The sequence below is a fragment of the Rubeoparvulum massiliense genome (genome assembly GCF_001049895.1).
Taxonomy (GTDB): Bacteria; Bacillota; Bacilli; order Rubeoparvulales; family Rubeoparvulaceae; genus Rubeoparvulum; species Rubeoparvulum massiliense.
In genome coordinates this window covers 392,861-410,035 of record NZ_CVPE01000006.1, presented here as the reverse complement: position 1 = coordinate 410,035, position 17,175 = coordinate 392,861, and the positions used below count along the sequence as shown (strand labels likewise).

Below are 17,175 nucleotides of genomic sequence, written 5' to 3'. Positions count from 1 at the left end.
ATATGCACAAGGTGAACTGTAACTAGGAGCTGAAGACATGTCATTTACATATACCATTGGTATTGCAGGTCATATCGATCATGGAAAAACAAGTCTAACACGTGCTTTAACTCATCGTGATACAGATCGTCTACCAGAAGAGAAGCGCCGCGCGATCACCATTGAGGTTGGCTATGCTCCATTAAAGCTCTCCAATGGTGAAACAGTAGGCGTCATTGATGTGCCTGGACATGAACGATTTATCCGCCAGATGATTGCCGGTGTTGCAGGCATTGATCTGGTCGTTTTAGTGATTGCCGCTGATGAAGGGGTAATGCCCCAGACCATCGAGCATGTAGAGATTCTTCAATTATTAGGTATGAAAAAAGGAATTATTGTCCTTTCAAAGGTGGATTTAGTAGATGAAGATTGGCTGTACATGGTGGAAGAGGATGTTCGTTCATTCTGTGAGCACTCCTTCCTTGATGGTGCGCCCATCCTACGGATCAATAGTCTCACCGGTGCTGGCGTTGATCAGTTGAAAACCACCATTGCAGATCAGTTGGCTAATATTCCCCTACGGGATATTCATAGCCCTGTACGAATGCCTATCGATCGTGTGTTTACTGTAAAAGGGGTTGGTACTGTAGTGACCGGTACCATCTATGAAGGATATATCGATGAAGGTAAGAATTATGAAGTATTGCCACAAGGCAAGCAGGTTCGGATTAAACAACTCCAATCCTATTATCAACCAACGAAGCGTTCTTTTGCCGGGCAACGCACCGCGTGTAATTTGGGAGGCATGGAGAAGGAAGAGATCAAGCGTGGAGATGTGATCGCTGAAGTGGAAGCCTTTACTCCTACTCAGCGGATCGATGTCAGCCTTCATGTTCTGTCTACCCTGGATTTTTCCAGTAAGCAACGAAGTCTTGTTCGTTTTCATACTGGGACACAGGAGTGTTTAGGCCATCTTATCTTTTTTGACCGTAATGAAGCGAGTCCAGGTGATGAGGTACTCTGTCAACTGCTACTTGAAGAGCCAGTGGTTGTAAAAAAAGATGATCACTTTATCATTCGCCGTCCTACCCCTATGACGACCATCGGAGGAGGGCAAGTGATTGAGCCACATGCCGACAAGCATCGCTTTGGTGAAGCTACGATCATTGAGATCCAAAGAAAACGTGAAGCAGATCCAAGTCAGCTTCTCTTCGTAAAATTGGAAGAATTAAGTCCAATTCTATCTACAGAACTGGTGAAGCAGATCCAATTATCCGATGAAGAGTATCAGAGCCAACTGGCACAACTTATCGAAGAGGAATTAGTAGTTAAGGTGGATAACAAAAATAGCTCTACGAATCCTTGGCTGACTGCTGCAAGCTATGGCGATCGACTACAACGAATGATGGAAGAGCAATTAGGTGGGTTTCATCGTCTATACCCTTTACGACAAGGAATTTCCAAGGCAACATTGAAGGATAAATTGAACCTGCCTAATCAATTTACCTCTTTTTTTGATGGCTTTTTACAGATTTTATGTGAAAAACTTGTAGTAAAAATCAAAGATGACAAAATTTCGCTAAGGGATTTTGAACCACAATTGACATCAGATCTGAAGAAACAGATTGATGAGGTACTTAATCACCTGAAAGATCAAGGAATCGAAGTAAGTCCATGGTCACTCTATTGGCAGCCATTTAACTGGAAGCAAGAGCTGATTGATGAGGTGACCTATTTCTTGTTGGATCAGCGATTGGTTCAACGGCTTAATGATGATCTAATTGTGAGTGAAGAAGCCTTAGAAGCTGCTCGTCTTAAGCTTCATTCTGCATTTCCTACCTCTTTTACGCTCCAAGATGCTAAGGGAATTTTACCCTATTCACGTAAATACCTAGTACCTCTGTTGGAATGGTTGGATCGTGAGGGATGGACAAGACGAAGAGAGCAGGAAAGATTTTGGATAAAATAGGTCAAAATTACTATTACAATTGGAACCATTCAAGGTGATAATATGGATAATCTTGCCTATGTGAGTCATACTAAAGGTTAGTAGAACGAAATGTGATGTCGTGCGGAGGTGTGAGATGAGATATTTTGAGATTGATGGACCTGTACCCTTATCGGGGACTGTTGACATACCTGGTGCTAAAAATAATGTTCTAGCCTTACTTCCTGCAGCAATACTTACCGATGAACCGGTGATGTTGCAGCAAATACCCACCATTTCTGATGTGGATGTGATTCTTTCAATTTTCGATGATCTCCATGTTTCGTGGGAGCGTAATGATGAACAAATCACCATTGCTGCAGATAAGATCGCAGAGCATTGTACCATCGAAAAAGAGAATGCCTCCGCATATCGTGCTTCTTACTATTTCATTGGTGCACTACTATCACGTACTGGCCGTGTCCGAATCGGCTTGCCTGGTGGCGATGACTTTGGCTCTCGTCCCATTGACCAGCATATGAAAGGATTTGAAGCATTAGGTGCCCATGTCCGGATCGAGGGGGGCTATTATGTAATCGAAGCCGACTCTTTAACAGGGGCAACCATCTATTTTGACGTGATCACATCTGGTGCCACTATGAATGTGTTACTTGCTGCTGTGAAAGCCAAGGGAACAACTTGGTTACGTAACGCTGCACGGGATCCGGAAATTGTCGGCCTTGCTAACATGTTGAATCAGATGGGAGCACGGATCACAGGTGCCGGTACAGATACGATCCGGATCGAAGGTGTGGAGCATTTGCATGGCTGCAAGCATGGTGCCATTCCTGATCGTTTAGTTGCTGGTACATTCTTAGTGGCAGGCGCAGCTACAGGAGGGGAAGTAACAGTCAGGAATGTGATTCCTGCTCATCTCGATTCCTTTCTTGGAAAGCTCAAGGAGATCGGTGCTCGAATCGAGGTCAATGCTGATGAGATCACGGTACGATCAGAGTCAGTCTACCATGCAACCCAAATTAAAACAGGGATGTATCCTCAGTTTGCTACCGATCTACAACAACCAATTACAGCGCTATTATTACGTTCAGACGGTAAAAGTCTGATTACGGATACTGTATTTCCAAAGCGATTTCGCCATATCTCAGAATTGAAAAATATGGGAGCAAAGGTATTACATCGTAATGGAACTGCGTATATTCAGGGTGGGCATCCTCTCACAGGTGGGGATGTGACAGCCTATGATTTACGAGGGGGCATGCTCTTTATGATCGCTGCCTGTATGGCAGAGGGAACATCTCGCATCTTCGGCGTCGAGCACATTGAACGAGGATATGCAGAGATTATTCCAACCTTTCAGCAGTTAGGTGCCTCAATTCGTTTGATTGAGGATGAAGAATTTGAAGGATTGGATGATTCCTTCATTCAAACGCGGTAATTTTCCCCTTGGAGCTTATTCAGAGGCTGTGCAAACGAGAGGAGTACACCAAGATGATCTACTTTATCATCAATCCCATCTCAGGAGGACGTAGAGGTATCCGAGTATGGCAAGAGCTTGAGCACTATTTGCAGGATGAGAAGATCCCCTATTCCTACGGAATTTCCCAATATCCTAAGCATACGGTGGAGTTGGTTCACGAGGCTGTGAGCCAACAGGCTCAGTTACTTGTGATTCTAGGGGGAGATGGAACGATTCAGGAGGTGGTAGAGACCATCGCCAGTGCAGGATACACGATTCCTCTCGCTGTGATCCCCGCAGGCTCAGGGAATGATTTTGCCCGTGGTCTTGGTGTCAATCATCAACCATTGCGGTTAATCGATGGACTACTCCATGATCCATTTGAGGAGAAGATTGATATTGGTCTATCTGATCAAGGACATTTTGCTTCCATGCTTGGGATGGGCTTCGATGCTTATGTGGTTCAGTGTGCTAATCGTGCCCCATGGAAGAAATGGTTACGGCGCTTTTCTTATTTGATCGCAGTTTTTCAGGCGATTTATAAATATCATCCAGGAGAGTATGAAATCGAGATCGATGGTAGAAAGGTGCGTATTCACAATGCTTGGTTCATCTCGGTCTCCAATCATCCCTTTATGGGTGGTGGCATGATGATCAACCCGCAAGCACGGGTTAATGATGGGGAGTTAGATCTCTGTATCATTCATGATCTCCCCAGATGGAAATTACTCTTCTTTTTTCCCAAGGTGTATAAAGGAACCCATACTGAGTTGACTGCCTATGTCTCCCATCTACGCGGTAAGCTTATCAACATTCGATCAGTTGAAGAGCAAGTATTTCATCTCGATGGTGAAGTGAAACATGGTAAGGCTGTTCATATCCAGTGTATAAGCAATGCTTTAACAGTGGTACGTCCTCGATCACTTGCTTATGCATTCCATCAGCATGAAGAAGAGAGAGTTTCAATGACATTGAACTGATTTAATTGATTCAATGAAGCATTTTTTAGTTGATTTTACAAGCTGCTTTAAGCAGCTTTTTTATTTTGCTTATTTCTGTTAACTGGAATCTGGTGACCACAAGTGCCTAGCTTGCATAGAGTGTATTGAATGAAAGGAGAGAGTCTCATGATGTCTGAGGTTATGTTTGATCAACTCATCGAGAAGGGGGTAGAAGAGTTCCTCGCTGAAGAGGTTATTCAATGGGGATTGGAGCATTTTAAGGATGGTTTAGTCTGCGCGAATAGTCTCGGCGCTGAGGATGTGGTGATTCTACATATGCTCGCACAACTAGAAGCCACGATTCCGATATTCTTCCTCGATACAGGTTTACATTTTCAAGAGACACATGTGTTAAAAAAAGCATGGGAAGAAAGACTTGGGCGTTCTTTAATCACCCTATCCTCTACCCTCTCTTTGGAGGAACAGGCGTTACAGTATGGTGAGCGCTTATGGGAACATGATCCCAATCTATGCTGTACACTACGGAAGGTAATACCCCTGCGCAACTATTTGGCTGATCAAAAAGCATGGATAACAGGGATTCGACGTGAGCAAGCGCCGACGCGACGTCATGCGAAGAAGATCGAGTGGGATGCTAACTTCCAGCTTGTAAAGTTAAACCCATTGGCAGACTGGAGTACAACACAACTATGGAACTACATTAAAGAACATGACCTACCATATCATCAGCTACATGACCAAGGTTATCCTAGCATCGGTTGTTCTTTTTGTACTAGGCCAGTTAAGGCAGGAGAGGATCTGCGTGCAGGGCGCTGGTCAGGCTATGAGAAGACGGAATGTGGGTTACACGGTCATGGTTAGGAAAGGAGGTAAGCACTTATTGAGTAATTGGATTGCATCAAAGGAGGAGCAATGGCATTGGTATCAACAGGTTCCATATCTTAAGATGCTTCGTGTCAAGCGGTGGACGCTCGTTGAGCTAGAGTGTATTGCAACCGGCGTATTCTCTCCCTTAACTGGGTTTTTGAACCAACAAGATTACGAATCCGTTGTGGAGGAACTGCGTTTAGCAGATGGTCAGCTCTGGCCGATTCCGATCACATTGCCTATTACTACAGAGCTAGGCGAATGGCTAGAAGTGGGAGAGCCCATCGCCATTGCTGATGAAAATGGGAAGGTCTATGCTATTCTTCAATTAGAAGAAAAATACCGCCCCAATAAAATGCGTGAGGCGGAACGAGTCTACGGCACTACTGATGTGAAGCATCCTGGTGTAAAAAGACTTTTCCAGCAGCCAGAGCTGTACATTGGTGGATCCATCATATTATTAAGGCGGCCTATGCTACATGCTTTTTCAGGCTATCACTTCACACCTTCAGAGATTCAGGAGATGAAAGCGGAACGAAATTGGCGAACGATGGTTGCCTTCCAAACACGTAATCCTATTCATCGTGCTCATGAATATCTGATGAAGGTAGCATTAGAATCAGTGGATGGATTACTTCTTCATCCCCTTGTTGGAGAGACGAAAGCGGATGATCTACCTGCCTCCATTCGCATGAAATGCTATGAAACCATGGTGGAGCACTACTTTCCACAGGAGCGTATCATTCTCTCTCTCTTTCCTGCCAATATGCATTATGCAGGGCCCCGTGAAGCGATGCTCCACGCACTAGCTCGAAAAAACTATGGCTGCACCCATTTGATTGTAGGACGTGACCATGCTGGTGTTGGTGATTATTATGATCCCTATGCTGCCCATCGCTTGCTCCAAGAATATGAAAAAGAGCTGGGGATTATCCCTCTTTGCTTTGAAGCCAGTTTCTTTTGTCAAAGCTGTGGGCAAATGGCCACTTCAAAGACCTGTCCCCATGACTCTCGCCATCATCACATATTATCAGGAACTGCTGTTCGCCAACTGCTAAAGGAAAAAAAGGAGCTACCCCAAACCTTTTCTCGTCCAGAGGTAGCTCACATCCTACTCGCCGATGGAGAGAGTAAATTTAAGCAGGATTCTCAATGTAATAGCGAGTTAGAATCGTCGCCACTTCAGCACGGGAAATCGGTTGATCAGGATGAAAATTGCCATCAGGAAATCCATGGATAAGCCCTAAACTTTGAGTATAGCTAAGAAAGGGAAGAGCCCAATGTTGAAAGCAGTCTCCATAAGGTAGATCCTGTATCAATAAGGAATCTTCATCTTTCCCCTGAAACCGTGCAAATAGAGCAGCGAATTCTGCACGAGTCAAAGCTTGATCCGGTTGGAAGGATCCATCCTCGTAGCCAATTACAAGGTTTGTTGCGAGCGCCCACATTACTTGCTCATACGCCCAATGTGAAGTGGAGAGATCCTTAAACGTTCCATAGGAATTGGTTCTGACCAGGTTTTTAGTACTCTCTTGGATATTCTGTTGAGTAAGGCGTTGAAATAAAGTAACTGCTTCAGCTCTTGTTAAAGGTCGATCCGGTTGAAAACGATGATCAGGATACCCTTCCATGATTTCTGCTTTTGTAATCGACGATATCCCAGCTTCAGCCCAATGTCCATTGATATCAACTAATCCGTTAGCTTGAGCCTGAAATTGCTGAAGCTGTGTCCAGAAGGTCGGGTCCTCAAGCCCTAATCGCCAAGCTGCAATACCTGCTAAGTCTGCATCCATAACCGCATCTAGCTTCGCTTGTAGGGATTGTTCATTCTCATACCAGATCTGGACAAGTTGCTCCCCATCTTGGTAGTTGAGGAATGGTGTTGCAGCCTGCTCATCCCAGGAAGGGGTGAGCCCTTTGCTTTTAATTAAGGATTGTACAGCGAGATTACCAATACCACGACCACCTTGTAAGTCTACCCACTTCCGTCCATAGAATGGTAGAGAAAGTACGAGCTTCTCATGGGGAATCTGTGAGCTGAGATAGTGGATCGAATCCTTTACCCAGGGAAGTGGTGCTACCGGTCCAGGTGCACCACCTTCATAATGATAGTCATAAGCCATGATCACCACATAGTCGACGATTGAACCGATGGTAGCATAGTCATATTGGCCTTGCCATCCTGTGGGATTGGCTTTGGTTGCTGCCGCTACTGCAATGGAGAGCTGTTTATGATGAGGCTTTAGCAATTTGGATAGTTCTGCTAAGAAGAGATTTTGATTCTGTGCATCTTCTTTACGTAGATTCTCAATATCGATATTGACCCCATCAAGATCATATTGAAGCACATGATCAGCAATGACTCTAGCAGTCTCTTGCCAGTTTTGAAAAGCGAATCTACCATTCTCTTGGCTCCAATGATTGCTCACATACGGAATCACCTTTATTCCTCGTTGATGCATCATTGTGACAAAGGAAGGGTCGATGGTAGCAACTACCTTTCCTCCTGATTCGATGGAAAAATAATTGGGTAAGACTTGGTTCACAGTACCTTGTGTCGCTTCAATTTGTTGGATATATTGCTGGGTACTTCCACCATATAAATAGATCATCGTTACCATATCAGCAGTTTCAGTGGATGCATGAATCCATTGTGGAGTGCTGAATAGCGGTGTTAGTGTGATACAGATTGTTATGATGATCAAGATCTTATGTATCTGTTCTCTTTTTCTTCTCCAATTCATAATTCCTCCCCCTTTACCTTTCATGATAAAGGGGGAGGTCGGGGGAATGTAGTGGTAATTTCTACATGCGGCTACGATCCTCTTTAGCAATAACTCGGGGGCGCTTCTCTTTTTCTGGCATCGGTGATCGCACCAGAATATCGAGGAGCGCTTTGCCATTAAAGGGGAGCAAGGGCCACAGATAGGGAGTATGCATGGAACGCATGGAAGCCAAGAGAATAAACCAGAACAGAATGCCTCCGATAAAACCAGCAAGATGGAAGAAGCCCACTGCTATGAGAAGGGTAAGTCGGACTAAACGATTGGCAAGACCTAGCTCATAGCTAGGCGTTGCAAATGTTCCGATGACAGCAGCTGCCACATAGAGGATGACTTCATTGGTGAAGAGCCCGACCTCAACGGCGACCTGTCCTATCATAATGGCCGCAACTAAGCCTAAAGCAGTCGCGAGCGGAGAGGGAGTATGAACAGCTGCCATTCTGAGTAGGTCGATGCCTACCTCAGCTAATAAAAATTGGAGAAGAAGGGGTACCTCACCTGATTTTTCTGGCCCGATAAAACGCCACGCTTCCGGGAGAAGAGAGGGCTCCAATGCCACCAAAAACCAGAGTGGGAGCAGGTAAACGGAGGCGAAGATCCCGATAAAACGAATCCAGCGAAGATAGGCACCTACAATGGGCTTCTGTCGGTACTCCTCAGCATGCTGTACATGATGAAAAAGGGTAGTGGGCGTAATCATCACGCTGGGTGAGGTATCCGTATAGATTAAAATATGTCCTTCTAAAAGGTGAATGGCAGCCACATCAGGTCGCTCCGTATAGCGCACAAGGGGGAATGGGTTCCAATTATGCTTAAAGAGAAACTCTTCTAATGTCTTCTCCGCCATGGGTAAACCATCGATTTCAATCCCCTCTAACTTCGCCTTTAAATGTTGGACTAATTGAGTATCCGCTACATCCTCTAGATAGCTAATACAGATGTCGGTCTTGGAACGGGCGCCAATCTGCATATACTCCATGCGTAACGAGCGATCTCGAAGACGTCGACGTGTTAGTGCAGTGTTAAAGATTAACGTCTCCGTGAAGCCATCACGGGCTCCTCTGACAACCCGTTCAATATCGGGTTCATCTGGATTACGAGCGGGATAAGTACGAGCATCAATAATGAGTGCTTCGGTACAACCATCCACCAGTAGCACTAGCGGCCCAGATAAGATGGCATTGAGGATTTTCTCCATGTTTCCAGTAGCTTCAAGCTCAATATAGCTGAGTTCTGTTACAAGTAGACTGGTAATAGCATTGGGATGTAAGTCTTCTGGCTCTAATGAAGAAAGATGACGAAGAATCTGTACCATCAAGTCATCCTTTGCAAAGCCATCCACAAAATAGAGCGAGAATTTAGTGCCTGCGTAGAAAAGGGAACGATATATGAGATCAAAGCTTTTTTCAATGGCCAGAGCATGATGAATATATTGATCGTTCTTCGTTAGGTTCGCGAAGAGCGGGAGTGGTTCGCTCCATGTAAAATTCGGTTCCATGGTTATTCCTCCCAACAAGGATTCATCATTACTCTCCCCAACTTTATACTTGTTATTCTGGCATCGCTGGTTTCATCAATAAACTTTCAGAATTGAGCAAAAATAATTTGTGATCACGATATAGCCAATGAATCCACTCCTATTGTATAATGTGGTTGAAATGTCTAATAAGAGGGTGGTTCTCTTCATTTCGTATTCATTTGATCTTCAGTCGTTTTCACTCCATGAGAATGAACCATAGCGTTCTTTCCCTTCGCTGTCATTACAAGTTATCTTTCAAAAAATAATAATGAGGGGATTTGTATGGTTCAAAGATTAGCAACCATTTATCATTATGTGCAGTTTAATCTTTCATTTTCTCAACTGGGTCAATTTCGTGAGTATTTTCGTCGCAACCAAGTACAGTCCACGTTACAGCAAGATATGGAAGGACATGTCATCATCACAATTACGTTAAATGGTAAAAGAAGAGTGTTTCCGTTCACAGAGGTAAATGGCTCTTATCACTATCATGAGGTCATCGGCTCTATTGAACCACAATGGGAACAACTATTACGACCACTTATCGCCCAGTTTAATGGGAATGCCATGGTAAAACGAATTTATGCTGGCTTTGCCATGATGTATGTTTATGAGCAGGGGCAAATTGCTGAAATCGTGGAAGTAAAGCCTAATGATGCTCATGTGGTTTACCAACACCTAGGTTCCCGTGAATTTGTAAATACTACCACAATTCCAGTAAGTACTAAGGTAGGAAATGGACATTTAGATAAAAAAGGTATTGATTTAATTATCAATAGATGATAATTTTATATCCGTCAGTACTCTTTTAGGAACCAGGATTCACTCGAAATATGGGGTATGATGAACATCCCCCCCTCGAATGTAGTGAATGACGTAGGTCCTAGCATAGTTTGAAAAAAATACGCTAGGAAGGGGGCCGAAAGATGGAATACTCAACTTTCGGGAGACATGTTGCTGTTGATACTTGGGGTGTCAAATTTAATTGGTTAAATGATGCTGATGGGCTCGAACAATTACTGGTGGAGGCTGCTGAAGTGAGTGGCGCCACAGTGCTTGCTGTCACGAAGAAGCAATTTGAGCCACAAGGTGCAACGGTCTTGGTTATGCTATCTGAAAGCCACATCTCGATTCACACCTATCCTGAAAAAGGATTTGCAGCAATCGATTGTTATACATGTGGCGAAACAGTAGATCCACAAGCCGCAGTGGATCACATCATTGAAGCTCTGCAACCAGAGCGCGTCTATGGTAAGAAATTGATTCGTGGCGTTGGTGAAATGGACGTAGTCGAACCCCATATTCAGTCAACTGAGCGTCGTAAATGTATCACCGTTGTGAAGTAAGAACGAAACATTAAGAGAAGAGGCACAGAGTCAGATGAATGAAACCTGACGATGTGCTTCTTTTTATTTTTCGAAACAAAGAGACATGTGATAAGTCTAAAATGGATAAAAGGACCATTAAAGTAAAAAACATATTGACAACTGTTATTTGAATTGCCATAATATAACAAAATCTATGCACACACGTTGCTATGAATGGAGAAAAGGCCAATATGGGAAAGGAGAGGGTAGGAATATGGTTTTAAGCAAAATGATTAAGCGGATGGGAATTATCGCTGTAGTAGTCGTATTATCATTAACCTTCAGTATTGTAAGTAACGCTGCACTCCTCGGATGGGACCTAGTAGATGATGGAAAACATCTGGATTGGGATGGAAATACGAAATATACTTCAAGCGTAGCTAGTGCTGTGAAGTTGTGGGAGGGTTACAAACCGGGTGTGATTAGACCTGACAGCGCATGGGTTATCGAAGATGTATACCTAAGTGATTTTTATCAGGTTAGTAGCACAATGGCTGTAACAAGCTCAGCAGGCACCATTAAATTCAATGATTACCATTACTCTGGGATGACAACCAATCAAAGAATTAAGACAACAACACATGAGTTTGGTCATGCTTTAGGCTTAGATCATACTTATGGAACCTATGATATTATGCAGCAAGGAAAACTATCACTTACAAGTTTGTCTACTACTGATAAGCGCTCCTACGATGAAGCTTACAAAACATATTAAAAGAAGGGAAGTGCATAAATTCATGAAAAAATTTCTCATGGTTCTAATGCTGTTAACAATGCTGATTTTAGGCGCCTGCTCTAGTAACAATGATGTTAGTACCAGTGAATTACCGGTCTTAAATATGGCAGGCTCGTTTAGTATTGATGTCCATGATTTAACGCAAATTGTAGGTGATGCTGACTATGTCTTTGTTGCAAAAGTACTGGATGAGGTTGAAACACTTTACAAAGATACAGTCACCATAGAAACAAGCCAAGGTCCCAAAGAGGTTAGTGATCCCTATACGAAATATAAAATTACGGTAGTTGACAATATCAAAGGGAATATCAAGAAAAATACGGAATTTGAAATTCTCAAAGCCGGAGGAATCAGTGAAGATCACAAATCTATTGTTCTGTATGAAGAGGATCAATTATTTCAAACCGGTAAGTACTACATCATGGCCGCTTATGCTCAACCAGATGGCTCGTTGCTTGTATCTGGTCCCAATTCAAGCTTAGCCCTAAATGAAACAAGTAAAGATAAAATCGTATCATCAGAAGAATATAAAGAGTATAAAAAAGCGCTAGAAAATGAATTTAAAAGTGATCGAAAGCGGTTTAAATCAATCCATGAGGAATAGTTGAAAAAGCTGTAGGTAAAGGCCACAAATCGAAGAAACCATGAGCATAAGGAACTTTTCTGATGCTCATGGTTTCTTTTTACTATTCATAAGCTCATAAATCAGGATTGATTGTTCAGCGTATGAAACGCTTGGTATAATGAAAGTGACTTTTCATATCTGTAAATGAGGGGGAGTCCATCATGAGAAAGATCCCATTTTGTAAAATGCATGGTCTTGGAAACTGCTACATCTATATTAATCAATTTGAGGTTGTACTCAAGGAAGGGGAGCTATCCTCCTTGGCAAAAAGCATGGCTGATCTGCATTTTGGGATCGGATCCGATGGGATGATCTTAATTGGACCTTCTCAGCGGGCAGATATACGGATGCGCATTTTTAATGCTGATGGCTCCGAAGGCAAAAATTGTGGTAATGGTTTGCGCTGTGTTGCTCGTTATGTCTATGATCATGGCATTGTTCAACAACGTAATATGACCATTGAGACTGGTGGAGGAATGATGAAGGCCACTCTCCATGTTCATGGCGATGCTGTAGAAGGAATCACAGTCAATCTAGGGAAAGCACATCTGAAGAAAAAGGAGATTCCCATGCTTGGAGATCCAGAATCGTATACGATTGCTGAACCTTTTATTTTCCAAGTTAATGGTGTTCCTTATACCCTTCCTGTAACAACCGTATCTCTAGGTAGTGCCCATGCGGTCTTCATTGTCGATGATGTGAAAGCGATTCCGATGAGCATATGGGGACCGATTCTCGAACGACATCCTGCTTTCCCTGATCGAGTCAATGTGGAGTTTATTCAGATCATTAAGCCCAATGAGATCCTATTTCGTGTCTGGGAGCGGGGATCGGGGATTACGATGGCATGTGGTACAGGGGCTACCGCTTCTGTGATCGCAGGCATTTTAAATGATAAAGTAGCAAAGTATGAGCCCGTTACGGTCCATTTGGAAGGTGGGGATCTGCAAATCGAATGGACAAGGGAAGATGAATTACTGATGACAGGTCCTGCAGAATATATTTGCACCGGAGATTTTTTAATTTAATTTTTTGAAACATTTTTTTCAAGAACTACGTATATATAGTTGGTCTATTAGTATAGCAAATATATCCTATTTCTGTATCTATCAGGGTATAAAGGAGGGGTATGTGTGACATTACAGCTTGAGCATGTACGGAAAGAGTTTGGCAAGTTTGTTGCTGTTAAGGATTTTAATCTGTCTATTGCACAAGGAGAGATGTTTGGACTTCTTGGTGCAAACGGTGCAGGGAAAACCACAACCATTCGGATGATCCTTGGTCTTTTAGCACCAACTTCCGGGAAGATACTTTGGAAAGGGAAGAAAATCAATTACTCCATCACAGATCAGATCGGCTATTTGCCTGAGGAACGGGGACTCTATCCTAAGCTGAATGTGGTTGAACAGTTGGCTTATCTCGGCGAGCTCAAAGGGATGAAACGGTCCGAAGCGAAGGATGAGGCCAATCGCTGGCTTGAACGCTTGCAGGTTCCGGAGTTTGCAAAGAAAAAGGTAGAGGAGCTCTCCAAGGGGAATCAACAGAAGATTCAATTCATCTCATCTATCCTGCATCGTCCTAGCTTACTCTTTCTCGATGAGCCCTTCAGTGGGCTTGATCCAGTAAATGTAGAATTGTTGAAGGAATCCCTTGTTCATCTTCATCAGAATGGAACCACTATCATCTTTAGTAGCCATCGAATGGAGCATGTGGAGGAGTTATGCAAGGAACTCTGTATCCTCCATCACGGGGAGATGGTGCTACATGGGAATCTTAAAGAAATTAAACGCTCATTTGGTAAAAGAAGTATCGTACTTCATACCACTGCAAGTGATCTCGAATTGGAAAGTATCGCCGGTGTAAGCAAGGTAAAAACCACGGCAGAAGGCTATGAAATTCAGATCGTCAATGAAGAGGTTTCACAGGAGATTCTTGCTCATGTAAGTGGAAAAGGCTTTATTACGAAATTTGCCCTTGAAGAGCCATCCTTGAATGAGATATTTATTGAGAAAGTGGGTGGTCATGGTGAATAAATTTTTCATCGTCTTTCGCCATACCTTTATTACAAAGCTGAAGAGTAAAGCATTTTTCTGGACCACCTTGCTTATCTCTGCTGCAATTTTACTACTCGTTAATATCCAAACCATTATTCAATTCTTTGAAGAAGATGAGACCTCGAGGATTATTGAGGTCTATGATCCCAGTGAACAGGTACTACCATTGTTAAGTCAGCAGCTTGATGTCATGTATCCTGGTGAGTTCACACTGAAACCATTAAGCCTCAACGATCAGGAGAAGTCTAAGACACTAGAGGAGGCCGATCGTACTGGAACCCAACGGGTGAAGGATGAAGTCATTGATGGGTATATGCTAATTGAAGAGCAGGTCGGCTCAATGCAGGCTTACTATAAGGATGATGGCACTACACCTGGGGATCATGTCAATTCATTACAACAAGCCTTAAATGCGGTGCAGTTCCAATTATCTACAGCAGAGCTGAACCTTACGCCGGAACAGGCGGCAGTGCTTTTTGAGCCCATGCCGTTTGAATTCGTTTCTGTAGCAGATAATGCCATGACTAAAGAGGAGTACATCCAGTCCTTCTTTCTTGTCTACATCTTATTATTTGCCATCTACTTCTCGGTCTTAATGTATGGACAGATGGTAGCCATGGAGGTGGCTGCAGAAAAAACCTCCCGTGTCATGGAGATTTTAATCTCCAGTGTCTCTCCCGTAAAGCAACTATTTGCTAAGATTCTAGGTATTGCAACCTTAGGGATCTTTCAGGTTGCCATTTTTGTTGCTGTAGGAGTCACCGCCATCAAGGTGAGCGGACAGGATTTTGAATTGGGTAATCTTCAATTCTCCTTTGCGGATATCAAGATTTCCCTCATTATTTATGCATTGATCTTTTATGTTCTCGGCTATTTGCTTTATGCCACCTTATTAGCCATGGTAGGCTCATTGGTGAGCAGAACCGAAGACACTGCACAGCTAATGACGCCGATAACCATGCTCTTCGTTGCAGGCTTTATCGTTGCCATGTATGGCTTACAAAGTCCAGAGAGTACCATTGTCCAAGTAATGTCCTATATCCCATTCTTCTCACCGATGCTAATGTTTCTCCGGATTGGAATGGGAGCACCTACTAGTGTGGAGGTTATCATTTCAATCGTGCTCCTCATCCTATCCATCATCCTATTTGCCTGGATCGGTGGAAAGGTTTACCGTGGAGGTGTCCTCATGTATGGGAAACGACCAAGTTTGAAGGATATTGGTAGGGCGATGAAATTGCGTTAAGGTAGAATTAAATAAACCATATAGCATAAAGCAAATAAAAAAACCAATGGACCCCGCAAGGGGCTCATTGGTTTTTGAATGATCCTAGTTATGAAGAATTCTCTGTCGAGCTACGATCAACCGATCAAGCTGCTGACTTTTCCTGATCATCTCAGGATGTGTCAGTGTTTTACCTTCTGTAAACATCATATACAAAGTACGCCTGTACTGTTCAATCAGACTATCTAGGATGATGGAATCCCAATGATTAATTGAATCATCAGAAAGGGTTACTCCCATCTGTGTAGCCACCAAAATCCGCTCCTTCTATTCTGCACCTATACCGATTCGACATAATTGTCGAATACACAAAATACATTTTACCATATAGAATGACATTTACAATGCTTATTCCCAATAATTCACAATACAATCACATCTGGGCAGCGTTGGTTGATGTATTCGCGTGCTTAGGAAGCTTCTTTTGTAGCTTACCGACGATAAACTTACCAAATGGAAGCTTTGATAAAACGAGGGTTAGCAGTAATGCACCACCAAGTTGAATGACAAAACTATAGGTGAAATAGAGATATGGGTGAACTCCCTTATAGTAAAAATGGAAGATGGTGTATAACATGGGATGAGCTAGGTAGATCCCAAAGGAGTAGCGAGCGATCCAATGGAAGGATCGACCAATCCAATTATTCTGTATCCAATTAGAGATGATGAACATGGCAGCCAAAACCACCATCGTGTAGAGATAAACCTCTGGACGCTTGGAAGTGATCCGTCCATGTTGGATACTTACTACTACTAGGTAACCTGCTATGACCAAGAGTAGGAAAATCCACCATTTATACTTCAGAACAAAGGCTTTCCAACGATCATAGTTATACGCAAGATAACCAGCCAAGACAAAATAGAAGATCCAAGCAGGGAAGAGGATAAAGTAGTAACGTCCCCACATGGAATATAACAATGGAGTAGAAAGCTGCGTTCCAAAGTATTCAGTCCATAAGCGAGCGAAGGTATCTGGCTCAATAAATGTGAAAAAGGCAAGATACAAGAGATTAAAAATAAAGGTGACGATGAGCACCCAGTGCTTACCCATGGCATATTGCCACTTCAGCTTGTGTAGGAGCATAAATAGTAGGAAATACTGAAAGATGATCAAAATAAAGTAGATATGGTATTGACCCGTTAACGCATTTTTTGTCACTTCCCAAGCAGTTGGAAGACGATGCTGATAGGTCCAGGTAATCAAATAGCTATAGGTGATACTCCAGATCAAATAGGGTATCAAAATATATTGAACTCTTCGCTTCATAAAATAGGAGGGAATCGTATCAGGATAGCGATAGAACATTAAGAAAGCAGAGATAAAGAGAAATACCGGTGTAGCAAATAGGAAGAGCTTCTGCACAGCTGGAAGACCCATGGCGTAATTTTGGCTTGTGACAGAGTGCATAACCACAACAGATACACAGGCCATTCCACGGATAAGATTAATCTCTGGTAGGAATGTTGAAGCTGGTTTATTCAAATGAATACCCTCCTTTCTAGTAATTTTACCAAACAGAATATACAAAACCACTTATCAAGATAAGTGTATCCATCATATACTGAGCTACATACAACTTCCTTATTCTATCAT

The 17,175-nt window shown here is 43.0% G+C and carries 16 protein-coding genes; 12 read left to right on the top strand and 4 right to left on the bottom strand.

The window, feature by feature from the left end:
- The first annotated feature begins 37 nt into the window (after positions 1 to 37).
- The 5 genes from selB to sat all read left to right on the top strand — a co-directional run bounded on the left by selB (position 38) and on the right by sat (position 6,452).
- The gene (gene selB / locus BN1691_RS09745; RefSeq protein WP_048602044.1) at positions 38 to 1,948 is read left to right on the top strand and encodes a selenocysteine-specific translation elongation factor; all 1,911 of its coding nucleotides are present in this window, start codon (positions 38 to 40) and stop codon (positions 1,946 to 1,948) included.
- 115 nt (positions 1,949 to 2,063) lie between these two features.
- Positions 2,064 to 3,362, top strand: coding sequence for a UDP-N-acetylglucosamine 1-carboxyvinyltransferase (gene murA, locus BN1691_RS09740; RefSeq protein WP_048602043.1), 1,299 nt, complete (start codon positions 2,064 to 2,066; stop codon positions 3,360 to 3,362).
- Between the two features lie 53 nt (positions 3,363 to 3,415).
- The gene (locus tag BN1691_RS09735) at positions 3,416 to 4,363 is read left to right on the top strand and encodes a diacylglycerol/lipid kinase family protein (protein ID WP_048602042.1); all 948 of its coding nucleotides are present in this window, start codon (positions 3,416 to 3,418) and stop codon (positions 4,361 to 4,363) included.
- 147 nt (positions 4,364 to 4,510) lie between these two features.
- Positions 4,511 to 5,206 (top strand): phosphoadenylyl-sulfate reductase, encoded by a 696-nt coding sequence (locus tag BN1691_RS09730; protein WP_315969545.1) that lies wholly within the window; start codon positions 4,511 to 4,513, stop codon positions 5,204 to 5,206.
- Entirely contained in the window at positions 5,199 to 6,452 is a 1,254-nt protein-coding gene (gene sat, locus BN1691_RS09725) for a sulfate adenylyltransferase (RefSeq protein ID WP_076850170.1), read from the top strand. The genes BN1691_RS09730 and sat overlap by 8 nt, the downstream gene beginning before the upstream one ends.
- On the opposite strand, the gene BN1691_RS09720 is transcribed toward sat, so the two are convergent.
- Both BN1691_RS09720 and BN1691_RS09715 read right to left on the bottom strand, forming a co-directional pair.
- Positions 6,349 to 7,956, bottom strand: coding sequence for an S-layer homology domain-containing protein (locus BN1691_RS09720; RefSeq protein WP_048602041.1), 1,608 nt, complete (start codon positions 7,954 to 7,956; stop codon positions 6,349 to 6,351). The two genes, sat and BN1691_RS09720, sit on opposite strands and share 104 nt — an antisense overlap.
- Positions 7,957 to 8,017: 61 nt before the next feature.
- A complete protein-coding gene (locus BN1691_RS09715) occupies positions 8,018 to 9,493 on the bottom strand; it encodes a spore germination protein (protein ID WP_048602040.1) in 1,476 nt (491 codons plus the stop codon).
- Between the two features lie 303 nt (positions 9,494 to 9,796).
- Here BN1691_RS09715 and BN1691_RS09710 point away from each other — a divergent pair, with 303 nt between their 5' ends.
- The 7 genes from BN1691_RS09710 to BN1691_RS09680 all read left to right on the top strand — a co-directional run bounded on the left by BN1691_RS09710 (position 9,797) and on the right by BN1691_RS09680 (position 15,542).
- Positions 9,797 to 10,297, top strand: a complete 501-nt coding sequence (locus BN1691_RS09710; RefSeq protein WP_048602039.1) for a hypothetical protein — start codon at positions 9,797 to 9,799, stop codon at positions 10,295 to 10,297.
- Positions 10,298 to 10,440: 143 nt separating this feature from the next.
- Positions 10,441 to 10,860: an adenosylmethionine decarboxylase gene (gene speD, locus BN1691_RS09705; protein WP_048602038.1), complete on the top strand. Its 420-nt coding sequence runs from the start codon at positions 10,441 to 10,443 to the stop codon at positions 10,858 to 10,860.
- Positions 10,861 to 11,095: 235 nt separating this feature from the next.
- Positions 11,096 to 11,596 carry a M43 family zinc metalloprotease gene (locus tag BN1691_RS09700; protein WP_076850169.1) on the top strand — a complete coding sequence of 167 codons (501 nt, stop codon included), beginning with the start codon at positions 11,096 to 11,098 and terminating at the stop codon, positions 11,594 to 11,596.
- A 22-nt stretch (positions 11,597 to 11,618) separates the two neighbouring features.
- On the top strand, positions 11,619 to 12,221 hold the full coding sequence (locus BN1691_RS09695; protein ID WP_048602037.1) for a hypothetical protein: 603 nt from the start codon (positions 11,619 to 11,621) through the stop codon (positions 12,219 to 12,221).
- Positions 12,222 to 12,403: 182 nt separating this feature from the next.
- Complete coding sequence (dapF, locus tag BN1691_RS09690; protein WP_048602036.1) at positions 12,404 to 13,270, top strand: diaminopimelate epimerase; 867 nt, start codon at positions 12,404 to 12,406, stop codon at positions 13,268 to 13,270.
- Positions 13,271 to 13,375: 105 nt separating this feature from the next.
- Positions 13,376 to 14,275, top strand: coding sequence for an ABC transporter ATP-binding protein (locus BN1691_RS09685; protein WP_048602035.1), 900 nt, complete (start codon positions 13,376 to 13,378; stop codon positions 14,273 to 14,275).
- Positions 14,247 to 15,542: an ABC transporter permease gene (locus BN1691_RS09680; protein WP_187116872.1), complete on the top strand. Its 1,296-nt coding sequence runs from the start codon at positions 14,247 to 14,249 to the stop codon at positions 15,540 to 15,542. The genes BN1691_RS09685 and BN1691_RS09680 overlap by 29 nt, the downstream gene beginning before the upstream one ends.
- An 84-nt stretch (positions 15,543 to 15,626) precedes the next feature.
- Here BN1691_RS09680 and BN1691_RS09675 read toward each other — a convergent pair whose 3' ends face one another.
- Positions 15,627 to 15,833 carry an aspartyl-phosphate phosphatase Spo0E family protein gene (locus BN1691_RS09675; protein WP_048602033.1) on the bottom strand — a complete coding sequence of 69 codons (207 nt, stop codon included), beginning with the start codon at positions 15,831 to 15,833 and terminating at the stop codon, positions 15,627 to 15,629.
- 121 nt (positions 15,834 to 15,954) lie between these two features.
- Positions 15,955 to 17,064 (bottom strand): acyltransferase family protein, encoded by a 1,110-nt coding sequence (locus BN1691_RS09670; protein WP_048602032.1) that lies wholly within the window; start codon positions 17,062 to 17,064, stop codon positions 15,955 to 15,957.
- Between the last annotated feature and the right edge of the window lie 111 nt (positions 17,065 to 17,175).